Origin of the sequence: Pseudoalteromonas sp. SG43-6, from assembly GCF_014164365.1 — a bacterium.
Classification (GTDB): Bacteria; Pseudomonadota; Gammaproteobacteria; order Enterobacterales; family Alteromonadaceae; genus Pseudoalteromonas; species Pseudoalteromonas rhizosphaerae.
Genome location: NZ_JACJEZ010000057.1, coordinates 1 through 19,172 on the forward strand (window position 1 = coordinate 1; position 19,172 = coordinate 19,172).

The window sequence follows — 19,172 nt, forward strand, 5'->3', positions numbered from 1 at the left end:
CTACAAAAATGATAAAACGTGAACTCGGTTACGAGTGGCATTAAGCTTTGATCGGCAAAATCATTAAGAACACAAAAGTGATCATTATCGCGTAATTTTCGTGATCAAAGCTTAATGAGAATAAGTGATCAAAGTTAATGCCATTGGGTGATCAAAGCTGGTGAGAATATGCATTCAATGAGTGTATTCATGACTTACCTCCAAGTTATGGGATAACCCCAAGGTAAGTGTGGCTCAAATGGTCAGAATAGGATCTCCGCGTAGCGGCTTAGTTCAACAGCTTATTGAACGCCATTTTGGTGGTTTATAACACCCCAAAACGGCGTATATTACATACCCTAATAATTTCACCAATAATTACCTTTGTAAACAAGTAATTAAAATAGCTAGGAATTAAGCTTGTTATTTTGCACCAAAACGGCGGTTAATAATGTTATCGGACAAAATCAAGCCCCTACTCATTAAGAAGCGAAATCTGATCAAACTTACAACTTATCGCTATATTATCCTAGCCATAAAAAAAGCAAGCCAGTTGGCTTGCTTTTTACATTCTTAAACCTTCAAAACGTTACACTTTCAAGTAGTCCATGATCCCTTCGGCGGCGTTGCGCCCTTCGAAGATTGCGGTGACTACTAAATCTGAGCCACGGACGATATCGCCGCCGGCAAAGATTTTAGGGTTGGTTGTTTGATGGGTAAATTCACCTTTTTCTGGTGCGTTGATACCGCCCCAGTGGTTAATTTCTACATCATACTTTTCTAACCAGTCCATTTTGTGTGGTTTGAAACCAAATGCCATTATTACTTGGTCGGCTTCAATCACATGTTCTGAGTCAGGTACTACTTCTGCGCGGCTGCGGCCTTTTTCATCTGGTTCACCCATTTGGGTTTTTACCATTTGTACGCCTGCAACATGGCCGTTGTCGTTTAGTACGATACCGGTTGGTTGCACGTTAAAAGTAAATTCAACGCCCTCTTCTTTGGCGTTTTTCACTTCACGTCTTGAACCTGGCATGTTTTCTTCATCACGACGATAAGCACAGATTACTTTTTCCGCACCTTGACGAATTGAAGTACGTACACAGTCCATCGCGGTATCACCACCACCAAGTACCACAACCTTTTGGTTAGCCATATCAAGATAAGCTTGATTAGACTCATCATAGCCCATTACGCGGTTGGTATTACCGATTAAGAACGGTAATGCATCATGTACACCTGGTGCATCTTCGTTTTCAAGGCCAGCACGCATGCTTTGATAAGTCCCCACTCCCAAAAATACTGCGTCGTATTCGGCCAATATTTCATCCATTGTGATATCAACACCGACTTCAGTATTAAGTTTAAACTCAACCCCCATTTCGGTGAAAATTTCACGACGTTTTTGCATGACTTGTTTTTCAAGTTTGAACGATGGAATACCAAAAGTAAGCAAGCCACCAATTTCTGGATGACGGTCAAATACCACTGGTTTTACACCATTACGCACTAGAATATCAGCGCAACCTAGGCCTGCAGGGCCGGCACCGATGATAGCTACTTTTTTATCGGTCCATACCACGTACGACATATCAGGCTTCCAGCCCATTTTAAATGCAGTATCAGTAATATATTTTTCAATATTACCGATTGTTACTGCACCAAACTCTTCGTCTAATGTACATGAACCTTCACACAAACGATCTTGCGGGCACACCCGGCCACACACTTCAGGTAAACTATTTGTGCGGTGTGATAGCTCCGCAGCTTCAAGAATACGGCCAGTACGAATTAACTTTAACCACTGTGGGATATAGTTATGCACTGGGCATTTCCATTCACAATACGGATTACCACAATCTAGGCAGCGGTCCGCTTGTGAGTTTACTTGCTTCTCTGAAAAGGGTTCGTAAATTTCAACAAATGATTTTTTACGTGACGAAATTGGCTTTTTGCGGGGATCAACCCGCTGCACGTCTATAAATTGATATACATTCTCGCTCATACTACCCCCTTACTGTGCTTGAACACGAAGTTCAGCACTACTACGAGCGCGATGCCCGAGTAAACTTTTCACATCACTTGATTTTGGCTTAACTAGTTTGAATTTTGGTAAATACGTTTCAAAACTGGCTAAAATAGTTTCTGCACGGCTTGAGCCTGTTAGTTCTAAATGCTCAGCAATTAGACCACGCAAATGCTCTTGGTGTGACGCTAGCTCATCTAACAGCACCACTTCGACTAGCTCTGGATTAATGCGTTTTTCAAAGTCATTACGCTCATCCAAAATATAGGCAAAGCCACCGGTCATACCTGCACCAAAGTTCACGCCTACATTGCCCAACACGCAAACTACGCCACCGGTCATGTACTCACAGCCATTATCACCTACGCCTTCAACAACCGCTTGCACGCCTGAGTTACGAACCGCAAAACGCTCTCCCGCACAACCTGCAGCAAACAGCTTGCCACCCGTTGCACCATATAAACAGGTATTACCTGCGATGGTCGCTTTGTGACTTTCAAATGACGAACCCAGTGGTGGGCGAATAACCAGCTTACCGCCCGCCATGCCTTTGCCTACGTAATCGTTAGCATCGCCGACTAGGGTCATTTCTAGGCCACCAGCATTCCATACACCAAATGATTGACCAGCGGTTCCGTGTAACTCAATCGAGACAGGATCAGCTGCCATGCCTTGATTGCCATGCTTATCGGCTATATAACCCGATAACATCGCGCCCACTGAACGGTCAGTGTTACAAATACGGCTGACCAGTGAAATACCGCTGCTCTCATCAATTGCTTGTTGAGCTTTAGCAAGTAAGGTTTCATTCAACTTACCTAAATAATGTGACGTATTAGGTGCGCTGCAGTATAAGGTTTCACCAGTTGGGTTATTCGGCTGTGCAATCACTGACGATAAGTCAATTTTTTGCTGCTTTGCCGTTTTACCTTCAATCGCTTCGAGTAAATCAAGACGACCGATTAAGTCTGTTAGTTTGGCAACCCCTAGGCTTGCCATAATTTCACGGGCTTCTTGAGCAATAAACTTAAAGTAGTTCATCGCCATTTCTGGTAGGCCATGGAAATGTTTTTGACGCAATGTTTCGTCTTGCGTTGCTACACCGGTTGCACAGTTATTTAGGTGGCAAATACGCAGATACTTACAACCAAGCGCAACCATAGGACCCGTACCAAAACCAAAGCTCTCTGCACCTAAAATAGCTGCTTTGATGATATCAAGGCCGGTTTTTAAACCACCATCAGTTTGCAAACGAATACGATGACGTAAACCGTTTTCAACCAGCGCTTGTTGTGTTTCAGCAAGACCAAGCTCCCACGGGCTACCCGCATATTTAACCGACGTTAGCGGGCTTGCGCCAGTACCGCCGTCATAGCCTGAAATAGTAATTAAATCAGCATATGCTTTAGCAACACCAGTGGCGATTGTGCCAACACCTGGCTCTGATACTAGTTTTACTGAGATCAACGCTTTAGGGTTTACTTGTTTTAAATCGAAAATAAGCTGAGCTAAATCTTCAATCGAATAAATATCGTGATGCGGTGGAGGTGAAATTAAGGTCACCCCCGGTACCGAGTAACGAAGCTTAGCAATATACGGGGTTACTTTTTCGCCCGGCAATTGCCCGCCTTCACCTGGTTTTGCACCTTGCGCTACTTTAATTTGAATAACGTCAGCACTGCGTAAGTAATGTGGTGTTACCCCAAAACGACCTGATGCAACTTGCTTGATACGTGAGTTTTTCTCGGTACCATAGCGTAGTTTGTCTTCGCCGCCTTCACCTGAATTTGAACAGCCACCTAAGCGGTTCATCGCAATTGCAAGCGCTTCATGCGCCTCTGGCGATAAAGCACCGATACTCATTGCCGCCGAGTCAAAACGCTTATATAGCTCAGTTGCTGGCTCAACATCATCAATGCTGATCCCTTCTGCTGGCAGTTTCAGTGCAAGCATGTCACGTAATGTGGCAATTGGGCGCTTATTAACAAGATCTGCGTATACGCTGTAATCAGAATATTCGCCTGAGCGCACCGCTTTTTGTAACGTTTGAATGACGTCTGGGTTGTACGCGTGATACTCGCCGTCATGCACATACTTTAATAAGCCGCCATGGCTGAGTAATTTACGTTTACTTAATGCCAAAGTATGTAACTTGCGTTGGTCATCATCAAAATCAGTAAAACACGCGCCTTTAATGCGACTTGCCACACCATTAAAACAGGTATCAACAATTGCATCCGACAAACCAACTGCTTCAAACAACATTGAACAACGATACGATGCCACGGTACTAATGCCCATTTTTGACATGATCTTGTACAAGCCTTTGTTGATTGCATTACGATAAGCAAGCGTAACTTGGCAATAGCTCTTGTTGATCACTTTAGAGTCGCTCATCGCAACCAGTGATTCATATGCTAAGTACGGGTAAATTGCCGTTGCACCAAAACCAATTAATACCGCAAATTGATGCGCGTCACGGACACTACCTGTTTCAATGATGATATTTGATTCACAACGTAAATTGTTATCAACTAAACGCTTTTGTACCGCTCCAACAGCCATAGCGGCAGGAATTGGTAATTTATTCTCATCAAAATTACGGTCACTCAAAAACAACATGACACAGCCACCAGCTGCTTTTTCTTGCGCTTCGTCACAAATACGGATTACTGCATCACCAAGGCCTTCTTCTTTGCTGTAGGTGATATCGATTTTGCAATAGCTGTAATGAGCCTGATCAGCGCTCAATAATTGTTGCATGTCTGCATACATTAGAATTGGAGTATCAAACTGTAGACGCTTAGCGTGGCCGGTGGTCTCGTTAAACACGTTTTGCTCACTACCGATACAGGTCGCCAGCGACATTACATGGTTTTCACGCAGTGGATCGATTGGCGGGTTAGTTACTTGCGCAAACTTTTGACGGAAGTAATCAAACAATGAACGGTTACCTTCAGAAAGCACTGCAAATGGCGTGTCATCCCCCATAGAACCGGTTGCTTCTTGACCAATTTCACCCATTACGCGAATAACGCTATCAAGTTCTTCATTGGTGTAACCAAACATTTTTTGATATTTCAGTAATGTTTCATCATCAAATGAACGGTTGCCCGCATCTTGCTCTGATAGCTGCTCAAACGGCGTTAAGCGCTTAACATTGGCCTCAAGCCATGCTTTATATGGGTGGCGAGATTTAAGGTCGCGATCAATTTCGTCTGAGTGCCAAATTTTACCTAACTGAGTATCAATAACTAACAGCTCACCAGGGCCAACGCGGCCTTTCTCAACCACTTCATCCGCAGTGTAATCCCAAATACCCACTTCAGAAGCTAGGGTAATAAAGCCATCTTGAGTGATCACATAACGTGCAGGACGCAGACCATTACGGTCCAAGTTACACGCAGCAAAACGCCCATCAGACATCACAATACCAGCTGGGCCATCCCATGGTTCCATGTGCATAGAGTTAAAGTCGTAAAATGCACGTAAGTCATCATCCATCGCACGGTTTTTCTGCCATGCAGGTGGTACTAGCATTCGCATAGCACGAAATAAATCCATGCCACCAGCTAAAAACAACTCAAGCATATTATCTAGGCTTGATGAATCTGAGCCGGTTTCATTGACAAAGGGTGCTGCTGATTGCAAATCTGGAATAAGCGGCGATGCAAACTTATATGAACGAGCACGAGCCCACTGGCGGTTACCTTGTATGGTGTTGATTTCACCGTTATGCGCTAAATAGCGGAACGGCTGAGCCAAAGGCCAACGCGGTTGTGTATTAGTTGAAAAACGTTGGTGAAATACACAAATTGCGCTGGTCATGCGGATATCGGCTAAATCTAAATAGAAGTTAGGCAAATCCACCGGCATCATTAAGCCTTTGTAGATAGTTACTAACCCTGACAAGCTGGCAATGTAAAAGCCTTCATCTTCGCTTAAACGCTTTTCAGCACGACGGCGCGCAACGTATAAACGACGCTCTAAATCTTTTGGGCGCCAGCCTTCTGGTGCATTAACAAAAATCTGTTCAAATTTAGGTAACTGCTTTATTGCAATTGGCCCTAAACATGATTCATCTGTTGGCACAATTCGCCAACCTTGAATATTGAGGGTTTCTTTTTCGAGTTCTTCACTCAATATATCTTTTGCAGCTTGCGCAAGTACTGGATCTGAGTTTAGGAAAATCATGCCAACGGCATAATTTTTACCCAAGTGCCAATTTTTTTCAGCGGCAATAGCACGAAAAAAGCTATCTGGCTTTTGTAATAATAAGCCACAGCCATCGCCTGTTTTACCATCGGCAGAAATACCACCACGGTGTTCCATACGGTCTAAGCCAGTGATCGCTGTTCGAATTAAACGATGACTTGCCTGACCATTAACTTGGGCTATTAAGCCAAAGCCACAATTATCTTTTTCTAATTTTGAGTCGTATAACATAGACCCCTCCCCTTGCTACAACAGCTAGCTATGAATGACCTTCTCGACGGTTTGCTAGCAGACAGTCAAAACTATCGCCAATTGTACATTGAGTCAATAGCGCCTTGAATACATATTCACATTCTTGAATATTTCTCACCACAACACAATCTTTTTATTTCATGCCTATTTTTAACATTTAGCGATATTTTACCCGTTATTTTTTTATGACACTGGTGTCATATTTAACAAGTTGTAAAATAACCGCTCTGCAAACCTGCAGTTTACGTTAACGTAAACAAGAGTAAAAATGAATAAATATTCACTGAGTTATGTAGCGAAAATAAATGCTTTCTTTTTTATTGAATCTCTTTGTTGTCGTTCAAGGTCGATACCACAGTGCGCATTAGAGTAAATACTCTTTCCAGTGTCTTTTTATGGGTAAATTTAAAGCCACTAATTAATGCATAATTATCATCACAACAGTCACATTTTGCATAATTTACGCTAGTTAGTAAGTTTTTAGCTTGCTCACCCTGTTGACGCCTGCGGCAGCTTCTTAGCCGCCATAGTAAAGTGTCCGCAGCGGACACAATTTATGTCCGCGGACACCAAATAATTTAAAAATAAATAATTATTTCATTAAAATCATGACATTAAATAGTGGCATGATATTCGAATAAACATTAAAAGATAATTACAGGACACAACTTATGTTTATTCTCAGTTTATTTTTAGTTTCACCAATCACTGTCTTAGTAGTGAGCTTGATGATCACTTACTGCGAGAATAGACATAGCTAAGGATCACTCATGATAAAAGATACCAGCGGACAAGATGTAAGTATTACGCAAAGACGCAGTTACAAAAAACCATTAATAGTGCTGGCGCTATCACTTGCCGTACTTGCTTTATGTGCACAAGCATTTATGGGTAACAATCAAGGCAGTATTTCTGTTGACCGGGCTTCTTTACAGATTGCTACCGTTAATATTAGTCGTTTAGTACGTGATGTAGCCGCCAGCGGTAAAATTGTTGCTGCAAATGCTCCTAAGGTTTATAGCCCAGAACGTGGATATGTGGATTTACAAGTTAAAGCCGGTGATAAAGTAAATAAAGATGACATTATTGCTTTAGTCGATAGCCCAGAACTCAATAATGAACTAAAACAGCAACAATCGGTGTTAGCCCGCCTTGATGGTGAATTACAACGTAAGCACTTAGAAGCACGCCGACAAAAGTTAAGCTTAACCAAAACGCTTGATCTCGCCCAAGTAGAGCTCAATGCAGCCGACAGGGAAAATCGCCGTGCTAAGCTTTCTATCGAAAAAAACTTGATCAGCCAAATTGATTTAGAAAAAGCAGTTGATGATCTTGCCCGAGCCAAGCTTTCTTACAAACACGCTCAACAAGAAGTTGAACTTGCTAAAGATACACTCGCATTTGAACTCAAAGCTGCAGAGCGCGATCTCGCTCGCCAACAACTGATCGTTGATGATTTAAATCGTCAAGTCAGAAACTTAACTATTAAAGCCAGCGTCACCGGTATTGTTGGTAACCTGCTTGTACAACAAAAAGAAGCCGTTACCCAAAGTCAGCCGTTAATGACGCTGGTTGATTTAAGTAATTTTGAAGCACAACTGCAAGTACCTGAAAGTTACGCCAACGAACTCGGTTTAGGAATGGAAGTTGAGCTCACACTCGGGGCAAAAAAAGTGACTGGTGTGTTGTCGGCAATTTCGCCGGAAGTTAACAATCGTGAAGTAACTACTCGAGTACGCTTTGACGAAGAGCTAAAAGGCATTCGCCAAAACCAGCGATTAACAGCGCGCATTTTATTAGAAAATCGTGATGACGTTTTACAAATCAAACGCGGTGCGTTTATGCAGCAAGGTGGTACGCAGGCTTACAAAGTTATCGGCGACACCGCACAACTGGTAAATATCACAACCGGGGCAAGCAGCATCAACGCAATAGAATTGCTACAAGGTGTTAGCTCAGGCGATCAGCTGATCATCTCCAGTTACGATAACTTTAAACAAGCGCCAACATTATTACTGAGATAAGAACAACCATATTACAAGGATCAACTCATGCTTAAAATGAACAATATTAGTAAACTGTATCAAACAGAAATGGTGCAAACCCATGCATTACGCGACTTTAACTTACAAGTAGAAGAAGGCGAATTTATCGCTGTAACTGGCCCTAGTGGCTCCGGGAAAACCACCTTTTTAAATATCGCAGGCATGTTAGAACCTTTTAGCAGTGGTGAATATCTGCTCGATGGTATTAATGTTGGCAAACTGAACGACAATCAACGAGCGGATTGTCGCAATCAAAAAATTGGTTTTATTTTCCAAGGCTTCAACCTGATCCCTGATTTAAATTTATATGAAAACATTGAAGTGCCACTGCGCTACCGAGGTATTAAAGCAAGCGAGCGTAAACGTCGTATTGAACAGTGCTTAGAACAAGTAGGTCTAGCTTCACGCGCTAAACATTTGCCGCAACAGTTATCAGGTGGTCAACAGCAACGGGTAGCGATTGCCCGCGCCCTCGCCGGTGAGCCGCGCTTTTTATTAGCCGATGAACCAACAGGTAACCTAGACAGCTTAATGGCACGTCAAGTGATGGAATTGCTGGAGCAAATTAACCGTGACGGCGCGACCATCATTATGGTGACTCATGACCCAGAACTTGCCCGCAGAGCACCTCGTAATATTCAAGTGGTTGATGGTCAACTTGCCGACTTTACCTTGTATCAAGGCGCGCAAAACCTAAAAAATGTGGCTGGAGCGTAACTTATGCTATTACATTACCTCGATTTAAGTTGGCGTAGTTTTAAGCGCACACCACTGGTAAGCATGTTAATGGTGCTAGCCATTGCTATTGGGATTGGTGTAACCATGACCAGTTTAAGCGTTTATCATATGATGTCGGCGGATCCTATTCCCGAAAAAAGCAATCAACTTTATACTGTGCAATTACAAACCATGGATGAAGGCCATACGTGGTGGACCGAGGATAACCTTCCTATGCAACTGACTTATCAAGATGCAGTCAATTTGCAGAATGCGCCTGTTCCTGAAAAAAAGGTCGCGATGATGCGTACTGGTTTTTCAGTTTATTTAGACTCAGACAAAGTAAAGCCGTTTACTGGTGAAGCACGCATGACCACGCCTGATTTTTTTACGATGTTCGATGTATCGTTTATTTATGGCGGTGTATGGAGCGAACAACAAGAGCAATCTGCCGCCCCTGTGGTGGTGATTTCAAAAGAACTCAACGATAAACTGTTTGCAGGAAACAACTCAATTGGGCAATTGATCTACTTAGATGATTACAGCTACGAAGTTGTTGGTGTGATCGCTGACTGGTCACTTAACCTTAAGTATTATGATTTAAATAATGGTGCATTTAATCAACCTGAAGATTTATTTTTACCGTTTAGTTTAGTCAAAACCAAAGAGCTCACTACTTGGGGCAACAGCAACGCTTGGAAACATGATAATATCTACAGCTACGCCGATAAAATGCAATCGGAAATAGTGTGGATCCAGTTTTGGGCGCAACTAGATAACGCGGAGCAAAAAGCAAACTACAACAATTACCTTAATTCTTACATTGCAGAGCAAAAAAAGCGTGGCCGCTTTACGCGAGAAAAGCCCGAGTATAAGCTACGTGATGTGAATCAATGGCTGCAATACAACAATGTGGTTAGTGAAGACAACAAAATATTGGTCGGCTTAAGCTTTATGTTTTTAGCTGTGTGCTTAGCTAATATCCTTGGTTTATTGCTAGCGAAGTTTTTGCGTCGGGCACCGGAGGTAGGCGTGCGCCGTGCTTTAGGGGCAAGTAAGCGACAAGTCTTTCTACAGCATTTAGTAGAAGTAGCCATGCTTGGTTTTATCGGCGGTTTGCTAGGTATTGTACTTGCACAAATTGGCCTACTCGGGGTAAGACAAAGTTACGAATATTACAAAAACATAGCCTCGATGGATTTAGTCATGTTATTGAGTGCCCCAGTTATCGCAATAACTACTTGCATTGTTGCTGGGCTTTACCCTGCTTGGTTAGTGTGTAAAACCAACCCTGCCATTTACTTAAAGAGCCAATAAGGAGCTACTCATGTTAGAAATCAAACCTATATTTCATGCACTGTGTCGCTCAAAGGTAGGCGCAATATTACTCTTAATTCAAATTGCGATTACGACGGCTATTGTCAGCAATGCAGCGTTTATCATTCAAGATAAAATCGCTTTTTTAAACCAAGATACCGGATATCCAGAGCAAGACTTATTTAAATTTAATGTAATGACCTTTGGTAAAGATATTGATGCCAGCCAACAGTTTGAATTAGACGTAGCGATGTTAAGAGCCCTACCTGGGGTTGTAAATGCAGCACAAAGCAGCAGTATTCCCCTATCCGGTAGTGGCAGTGCATCAAGCTTTAGTTTGAAACCAGCACCACAAGAAAGCCTAAGTGTGCGCACCGCTTACTTTCATATTGATGAACACGGCCTAGACACATATGGCGTAAAATTGATTGCCGGGCGTAATTTTAGTGAAGATGAAGTACTCATTTCAAATTCGCCAACAGATAGAACAACCAATGTCACTGTCGTTACCGAAGCGTTAGCCAATGAGCTTTTCCCAAAGGGAGATGGCCTAGGAAAAACCATTTATTTTGGTGACTTACCGCTACAAATTATCGGAATCACAGCGCCAATGAAAGGCCCTTGGCTTAAAGATAGTCACCCAAATAATGTGGCGCTGATCCCTTATATTCAAGGCAAAACTTACGCACAATTTGCAGTCAGAACCAAGCCTGGTCAACGTGCAGCTGTGATGAAGCAAATCGAAACCGCGATGCTAAATAATTACAATAAACGGGTGATAAACAATATCAATGGCTTAGATCAACTTAAAGACGAATATGTTGCAGCAGACAAATTGATGATGCGTATGCTGATTGTGCTCATCACGATATTAGTACTGGTAACTGCATTGGGGATTTTTGGCTTAACCTTATTTAATATCAGCAAACGCACCAAGCAAATAGGCACTCGCCGTGCATTAGGAGCCCGAAAATCAGCCATTATTAACTACTTTTTAGTTGAAAATGCGATGATCTGCTGCGTGGGCTTGCTCCTTGGCATTATTGCGGCGCTGTTACTTGGTCAATTATTAATGCAGCACTTTTCAATTGCCGCACTGCCACCGAGCTATATCGCAGGCACTGCCATTATGGTGTTTGTTATGAGCTTACTTGCCGTGTTTGGCCCTGCAAAACGTGCCGCCAACATATCACCGAGTATCGCCACGCGAACAATATAAAGCAGCTCCCAACCTATGCTACACTGGTTTAATACCGTGTAGCATTTTGAAATAAAGATAACAAAAACAGCGATTAAATTCACATGGAAAAAATACTTATTGTCGATGACAACCCTGCCATATTAGAAGCCTTGTCATTACTGTTAGAAATTCATGACTATCAGGTTGTGACTGCAAAAACGCAGCTTGAAGCCTTACAAATAGTGCAATACCAACGTATCGCGCTGGTTATTCAAGATATGAATTTTAGCAATGACACCACCTCTGGCGAAGAAGGTAAAGCGTTGTTTTATCAACTAAGAGCTCTCAACCCGCACTTACCGATTATTTTGATCACCGCGTGGACTGAACTGGCCAGCGCCATAGAGCTAGTCAAAGCCGGCGCCGCTGATTACTTACCTAAACCATGGGACGATAGCAAGCTCCTCACCTGTGTTAATAACTTAATCGAACTTGGCCAAGCAAAACAACAAAATGTAATGTATGCGCGCCACCAGCAAGAGCGAACATCAAGTTTAGCCGATGCCAACCTAGTTGGTTTAGTGTATCAAAGTACCGCCATGGAAAAAATTCTCAATATGGCAATACAAGTCGCTAAGTCAGATGTCTCTGTGCTAATAACAGGTGCAAATGGCAGTGGTAAAGAACGCATTGCACAAATTATTCAAGCCAATTCTCACTTAAACCATGCCCCGTTTTTGACCATCAATGCCGCAGCCCTGCCCCATGATTTAATTGAAGCCGAATTATTTGGCGCTGAAGCGGGTGCTTATACTGGCATCACCAAACAGCGAATTGGTCGCTTTGAGGCAGCTGATGGTGGTACGCTATTTTTAGATGAAATTGGTAACCTGCCATTATCAGGGCAAATGAAACTACTGCGCGTGTTACAAACTGGTGAGTTTGAACGACTCGGTTCAACAAAAACACAAAAAGTAAATGTTCGGGTTATTTCAGCTACCAATGAAGATTTAAAAGCGGCTATTCATGCAGGTCGATTTAGAGAAGACTTATATTATCGCCTCAACGTGATTGAGCTAAATTTACCCAGTTTAGCGCAAAGACCAGATGACATTTTAGCGCTTGCTAAACACTTCTTAGGCGAGCGCGAATTATCGCTTACAACAGAGCAAGGATTACTCGCGCACAATTGGCCCGGCAACGTTCGTGAGCTAGAAAATGCCTGTAAACGCGCAGCCGTACTCAAACCTAATGGCGACATTACCCTCGATGATTTTGCTCTACAATCGCAACCGCTGCACACTAACTTTGCTAAACAAGAACCCAGTAGAGTAGAACTAGAACAAGCTATGCGTCAGCACCAAGGAGTGATCGCAAAAGTTGCCAGACAGTTTGGTTTAAGTCGTCAAGCACTATACCGCCGTTTGCAGAAATTTGAGATTGATTACTAATGGAAAAAAATAAACCGGCACTGTCTCTCACTCGTAAAATAGTGCTGATATGTAACATCTCTGCACTTATTCCTGTTTGGCTCATCTGCTGGTTAACCCATTTAAGCTGGCCTTCACTACTAATAACAACGCTGCTCACATCACTGCTGGCAAGTTATTTATCTTTTCGGCTCAGCCGCACTCTGGTGCAAGGCATACACTCACTTGAAACTGGTTTGCTTAATTTTAAAGACGGTGAATTAGCCACCTTACTAGCTTATAACGGTAACGATGAATTAGGCCGCTTGTGTCAATTGTATAATCAAACTGCAAAGCAATTACGCCAAGAGAAACAATGGCTCTATCAGCGCGAGCTGATGCTTGATAAAGTGCTACAAAGCTCTCCCCAAGCCGTTATTTTAAAAAATGATAAAGGCTTTATTGTTTATAGTAACTACAGTGCCCGAGACCTTTTTAATGCCAAAACAGCGCTTGAAGGGAGTCAGTTTGCACACCTGCTTGAAAATGCTCATCCACAGTTAAACAATGCTTTAACGCGCGGTAGTGATGGTTTATTTACGCTAGATACTGAAGACCAAGAATCTCAAGCGTGGCATTTATCAACCGGTAAGTTATTACTTAACAATCAATACCATTACTTATATGTCTTTAAACAACTCACCCGCGAACTTAGCCGTCAAGAAGTGGAGGTGTGGAAAAAGGTCATTCGGATCATTAGTCACGAACTTAATAACTCTCTGGGTCCCATGTCGTCAATGCTGCACAGCGGCCAGTTACTCAGTGAAAAAGTAGACGAACCCAGACTTAGCCGCGTGTTTGCTACCATTTCTGAACGCATCAAACATTTAAACGACTTTGTACAAGGCTATGGCAAATTTGCCAAACTGCCCACTCCTCAGCCAAGCGCAATTAATTGGCAAGTGTTGCTCACACAACTGCAAAATCAATGGTGTTTTATGCTCGATATAAGTAATGACGTGCATACACTGGCTGATCCGACTCAAGTCGAGCAGCTACTGATCAACTTAATAAAAAATGCTCACGAATCAGGCTCTGCAAGCGAACATATAAGTGTCACTGTTACACAGAATATTAAAGGCACACATATCAGCGTAAACGACCAAGGTAAAGGTATGAGTGAGCAAGTGATGGCCAATGCATTAATCCCATTTTATTCAACTAAAGTCGCTGGTAGTGGTTTGGGGTTAGCATTGTGCCGTGAAATAGTCGAAGCGCATCATGGTCAAATTAGCTTACACAATCGTAAGCACGGCGGGCTTAGTGTTCATGTTATTCTGCCCCACGGTCCTAACAAACAATCACAAAAAAGCCGCAATTAAGCGGCTTTTTGTTGATTTGCTGATAAACGTTATTCAGCGCCAGCTTCTTTATATTTAGCTGCTGTTTCGGTGATCAGTGGTTGTAATTCACCACGTTGAAACATTTCAATGATAATGTCACAACCACCAATTAATTCGCCATCAACCCACAGTTGTGGAAATGTTGGCCAATTGGCATATGCTGGTAATTCAGCTCGGATATCAGGATTTAGTAAAATATCAACATAGGCAAACGGTTCACCGCATGACATTAATGCTTGAGATGCTTGTGAAGAAAAACCACAATTTGGTAATTTAGGCGATCCTTTCATATAAAGGATAATTGGATTTTCAGAAATTTGCTGTTTAATTTTATCAATGGTTTCCATCTACAACCTCAAAAGTGACGATAGCTGAACATATTAAGGCTTGAAAAATTTTCATTAAGCCTCATATATGTATCTTAAAGTGGGCAAATAAAGCCGCAATCGAAATAGTCTTGCATTTGCACTGCTGTTTGGCATTGCTGTTTGCTAAAACTTGAGTAAAATACTCAACAATTATAGTAACACTATAATCTCATTTGGTATAGGTAACTACCCTGTTTGAACAGGCATTAACTATTACTATTTGAACTATCAACCAAAAGAAGATGGAGATAAAAAATGGCATTTGAACTACCGTCACTACCATATGCAATTAACGCACTTGAGCCACATATTTCACAAGAAACATTAGAGTTTCACCACGGCAAGCACCACAATACTTATGTGACTAAACTTAACGGTTTAATCCCAGGTACTGAATTTGAAGGTAAATCACTTGAAGAAATCGTATGTTCTTCTGAAGGTGGCGTATTTAACAATGCAGCGCAGATCTGGAACCATACTTTTTACTGGAACAGCCTATCTCCAAATGGCGGTGGCGAAGCAACAGGCGCTGTTGCAGATGCTATCAATGCTAAATGGGGTTCTTTTGAAGCATTCCAAGCAGCTTTTGATGATAAAGCAGTAAACAACTTTGGTTCAAGCTGGACATGGTTAGTTAAATTAGCTGATGGTTCTTTAGACATCGTTAATACTTCTAACGCTGCAACGCCACTAACTCAAGACGGTGTAACACCGATACTGACTGTGGACCTGTGGGAACATGCTTACTACATTGATTTCCGTAACGTTCGTCCAGACTACTTAAAAGCATTCTGGTCGCTTGTTAACTGGGAATTCGCGAACGCTAACTTCGCATAATTGATTGCCCGTTCTGAGCAAGCCCAATTTAAAAGACGCTCCGGCGTCTTTTTTGTTTTCTAACATAAATTTTTAATTTTATTGCACAAAAAATCAAATTCGTGACTAAGCTTTAAATAACCTTTGCTTCTTTTTTAATTTGTAAGCACCTAGTTTAAGCAGGTTTTTCGGAGGTTTCCATGAGTATTTTTGAGCATTACCAAGCACGATACGAAGCGGCACAAGAAGAAGAGTATAGTATCGCTGAGTTCTTAGAGATTTGTAAAACTGATAAGTCGGCTTATGCCAGTGCACCAGAGCGATTATTAGCGGCCATTGGTGAGCCAAAAATGATCGATACTTCCAAGGATGCACGGTTAAGTCGATTATTTTCAAACAGAGTAGTAGCACGTTACCCTGCCTTTAATGATTTTTACGGTATGGAGGATGCAATTGAACAAATCGTTTCATACCTAAAACATGCTGCGCAAGGCCTTGAAGAGTGTAAACAAGTGCTTTATCTACTTGGGCCTGTAGGCGGTGGTAAATCATCGATTGCCGAAAAGCTAAAATATTTAATGCAACAAGTGCCTATTTACTCAATTAAAGGCTCACCGGTCAATGACCACCCGTTGGCGCTTTTTGATCCTAATGAAGATGCTGAGCTGATGGCAAAAGAATACGGAATAAAGCCCCGTTACTTAAAAACCATTATGTCACCCTGGGCCACTAAGCGCTTATCTGAATTTAATGGTGATATTAGCCAGTTTAAAGTGGTAAAACGCTACCCCTCTATTTTAAATCAAATTGCTATTGCAAAAACTGAACCTGGGGATGAAAACAACCAAGATATTTCCGCTTTAGTCGGTAAAGTTGATATTCGCAAACTAGAACATTTTGCTCAAAACGATGCTGATGCTTATGCTTATTCCGGTTCATTATGTCTTGCAAATCAAGGGTTAATGGAATTTGTTGAGATGTTTAAAGCGCCAATCAAAGTATTGCATCCGCTTTTAACAGCCACGCAAGAGGGAAATTATAATGGCACCGAAGGTATTAGTGCACTGCCCTTTAATGGCATGATTTTGGCTCATTCAAACGAATCAGAATGGCAGACCTTTAAAAACAACAAGAACAATGAAGCCTTTTTAGACCGTGTTTACATCGTCAAAGTGCCGTATTGTTTACGTGCATCTGAAGAGGTAAAAATCTACGACAAGCTATTGGAACATAGTGAATTATATAATGCTCCTTGCGCGCCAGGCACACTGGAAACATTGGCAAAATTTACCACGCTATCACGGTTAAAAGATCCCGAAAATTCCAGTATCTACTCAAAAATGCGGGTATATGACGGCGAAAGCTTGAAAGACACCGATCCTAAAGCTAAATCGTATCAAGAGTATCGAGATTATGCCGGTGTTGATGAAGGCATGACCGGACTATCAACTCGGTTTGCATTTAAAATTTTATCGCGCGTGTTTAACTTTGACACACTTGAGGTAGCGGCAAACCCAGTGCATTTATTTTATGTATTAGAGCAACAAATTGAACGAGAGCAATTCTCTGCCGACGTTGAAGAACGCTACTTAAGCCACTTGAAAGGCTATTTAATCCCGCAGTATGTTGAGTTTATTGGTAAAGAACTGCAAACAGCTTATTTAGAGTCCTACTCTGAGTACGGGCAAAACATTTTTGACCGCTATGTCACTTATGCTGATTTTTGGATCCAAGACCAAGAGTATCGCGACCCTGATACCGGCCAGCTATTCAACCGCGAAGCATTAAATGCCGAACTTGAAAAAATTGAAAAACCAGCCGGCATTTCAAATCCAAAAGATTTCCGTAACGAAATCGTTAATTTTGTATTGCGTGCACGGGCGCACAACAACGGTAAAAATCCATTGTGGACCAGCTATGAAAAACTGCGCACTGTGATTGAGAAAAAAATGTTCTCCAATACTGAAGAACTATTACCCGTTATTTCTTTCAATGCGAAAACATCCGCAGAAGATCAGAAAAAACATGAAGATTTTGTCAATCGTATGGTGGAAAAAGGATATACCCAAAAGCAAGTTCGTTTGTTATCAGAGTGGTATTTACGCGTGCGTAAATCGCAATAACACGCAGCTGTGTATTTTTAGGGGGTCTTTATGGCGCATTTTATAGACCGTCGCCTGAACGGTAAGAATAAGAGCACGTTAAATCGTCAACGCTTTATCAGGCGCTATAAAAAACAGATCAAAGAAGCGGTGTCAGATGCAATAAATAAACGCAGTGTCACTGATTCCAGTAGCGGTGAGAGTATTTCAATTCCGCAACGGGATATCGGTGAACCTACTTTTCATCAAGGTAAAGGGGGCGATAGAGAACAAATTCATCCTGGTAACGATCAGTTCTCAACCGGTGATAAAATTAAACGCCCGCAAGGTGGCCAAGGTGGTGGAGCCGGCGAAGGTGAAGCGAGTGACTCTGGTGAAGGCGAAGATGACTTTGTCTTCTCGATTTCTAAAGATGAGTATCTAGACTTACTGTTTGAAGACTTAGAGCTGCCAAATTTACAGCAAAACCAGTTAGACAAACTCGTGCAAATGAAAACTCATCGTGCTGGTTTTTGTAGTGATGGTATGCCGAGTAATATTGATATTGTGCGTTCACTTCAGGGCTCACTTGCAAGGCGTGTTGCGATGAGCGCGGGTAAAAAGCGTCAATTAGCAGAGCTTGAAGCACAGCTTTGCCTATTAATGGCTGAGCCTGAACCAGATATAGCTGCTATTGCATTAATGGAGCAAGAAATCGCCGCATTACAAAAACGCATCAGTGCAGTGCCCTTTATTGATAATTACGATTTGCGTTTTCGTAACTATGAAAAACAGCCTCATCCAACTAGTAAAGCGGTGATGTTTTGTATTATGGATGTGTCGGGCTCGATGGATCAAGCAACCAAAGATATGGCAAAACGTTTTTATATTTTGCTTTATCAATTTTTGACCCGCAGTTATAAAGACATTGAAGTGGTGTATATTCGCCATCATACCCAAGCCAAAGAGGTCGACGAACAGGAGTTTTTCTATTCCCAAGAAACTGGCGGCACAATTGTCTCCAGCGCACTGAAGTTAATGAATGAGATAATTACCGAGCGTTATAACGCTGGCGAGTGGAATGTGTATGCAGCACAAGCCTCAGATGGCGACAATTGGGCTGATGACTCTCCCCAATGCTCAGAGATCTTACGCAACAAGTTGCTCAGTACCATTCGCTATTACGCTTATATTGAGATCACTACCCGCGCCCATCAGAGTCTATGGCGTGAGTATCAAAATATTTGTCAAACTCATAATAACTTTGCTATTCAACATATACGCAATGTTGAAGATATTTACCCTATTTTCCGTGAGTTATTCAAGAAGAGTCGTCAACACCAAGGGGCAGCCTAGGCTGTACA

12 protein-coding genes are annotated in these 19,172 nt (G+C 42.1%); 9 read left to right on the forward strand and 3 right to left on the reverse strand.

The window, feature by feature from the left end:
* Window positions 1–568 precede the first annotated feature (568 nt).
* A complete protein-coding gene (locus H5201_RS19055) occupies window positions 569–1,984 on the reverse strand; it encodes an FAD-dependent oxidoreductase (protein WP_145242132.1) in 1,416 nt (471 codons plus the stop codon).
* Between the two features lie 9 nt (window positions 1,985–1,993).
* On the reverse strand, window positions 1,994–6,451 hold the full coding sequence (gene gltB, locus H5201_RS19060) for a glutamate synthase large subunit (RefSeq protein ID WP_145242134.1): 4,458 nt from the start codon (window positions 6,449–6,451) through the stop codon (window positions 1,994–1,996).
* Between the two features lie 791 nt (window positions 6,452–7,242).
* Here gltB and H5201_RS19065 point away from each other — a divergent pair.
* The 6 genes from H5201_RS19065 (at window position 7,243) to H5201_RS19090 (ending at window position 14,522) form a co-directional block, all read left to right on the forward strand.
* A complete protein-coding gene (locus H5201_RS19065; protein WP_182785213.1) occupies window positions 7,243–8,496 on the forward strand; it encodes an efflux RND transporter periplasmic adaptor subunit in 1,254 nt (417 codons plus the stop codon).
* 27 nt (window positions 8,497–8,523) lie between these two features.
* Window positions 8,524–9,234, forward strand: coding sequence for an ABC transporter ATP-binding protein (locus H5201_RS19070; RefSeq protein WP_182740608.1), 711 nt, complete (start codon window positions 8,524–8,526; stop codon window positions 9,232–9,234).
* 3 nt (window positions 9,235–9,237) lie between these two features.
* Window positions 9,238–10,551, forward strand: coding sequence for an ABC transporter permease (locus tag H5201_RS19075; RefSeq protein ID WP_182768176.1), 1,314 nt, complete (start codon window positions 9,238–9,240; stop codon window positions 10,549–10,551).
* Window positions 10,552–10,561: 10 nt separating this feature from the next.
* The gene (locus H5201_RS19080) at window positions 10,562–11,770 is read left to right on the forward strand and encodes an ABC transporter permease (RefSeq protein ID WP_182768177.1); all 1,209 of its coding nucleotides are present in this window, start codon (window positions 10,562–10,564) and stop codon (window positions 11,768–11,770) included.
* An 83-nt stretch (window positions 11,771–11,853) separates the two neighbouring features.
* Window positions 11,854–13,182, forward strand: coding sequence for a sigma-54 dependent transcriptional regulator (locus tag H5201_RS19085; protein ID WP_182719482.1), 1,329 nt, complete (start codon window positions 11,854–11,856; stop codon window positions 13,180–13,182).
* Window positions 13,182–14,522 (forward strand): PAS domain-containing sensor histidine kinase, encoded by a 1,341-nt coding sequence (locus tag H5201_RS19090; RefSeq protein WP_182719483.1) that lies wholly within the window; start codon window positions 13,182–13,184, stop codon window positions 14,520–14,522. Before H5201_RS19085 ends, H5201_RS19090 begins: the two co-directional genes overlap by 1 nt.
* Window positions 14,523–14,551: 29 nt before the next feature.
* On the opposite strand, the gene H5201_RS19095 is transcribed toward H5201_RS19090, so the two are convergent.
* Complete coding sequence (locus tag H5201_RS19095; RefSeq protein ID WP_182740609.1) at window positions 14,552–14,890, reverse strand: Grx4 family monothiol glutaredoxin; 339 nt, start codon at window positions 14,888–14,890, stop codon at window positions 14,552–14,554.
* 276 nt (window positions 14,891–15,166) lie between these two features.
* Between H5201_RS19095 and H5201_RS19100 the strand changes: the two genes are divergently transcribed.
* The 3 genes from H5201_RS19100 to H5201_RS19110 all read left to right on the forward strand — a co-directional run bounded on the left by H5201_RS19100 (window position 15,167) and on the right by H5201_RS19110 (window position 19,164).
* Window positions 15,167–15,748, forward strand: coding sequence for a superoxide dismutase (locus tag H5201_RS19100; RefSeq protein ID WP_145242146.1), 582 nt, complete (start codon window positions 15,167–15,169; stop codon window positions 15,746–15,748).
* A 179-nt stretch (window positions 15,749–15,927) separates the two neighbouring features.
* Complete coding sequence (locus tag H5201_RS19105) at window positions 15,928–17,850, forward strand: PrkA family serine protein kinase (RefSeq protein ID WP_149982777.1); 1,923 nt, start codon at window positions 15,928–15,930, stop codon at window positions 17,848–17,850.
* A gap of 30 nt (window positions 17,851–17,880) precedes the next feature.
* Window positions 17,881–19,164 carry a YeaH/YhbH family protein gene (locus H5201_RS19110; RefSeq protein ID WP_182740610.1) on the forward strand — a complete coding sequence of 428 codons (1,284 nt, stop codon included), beginning with the start codon at window positions 17,881–17,883 and terminating at the stop codon, window positions 19,162–19,164.
* Window positions 19,165–19,172 lie beyond the last annotated feature (8 nt).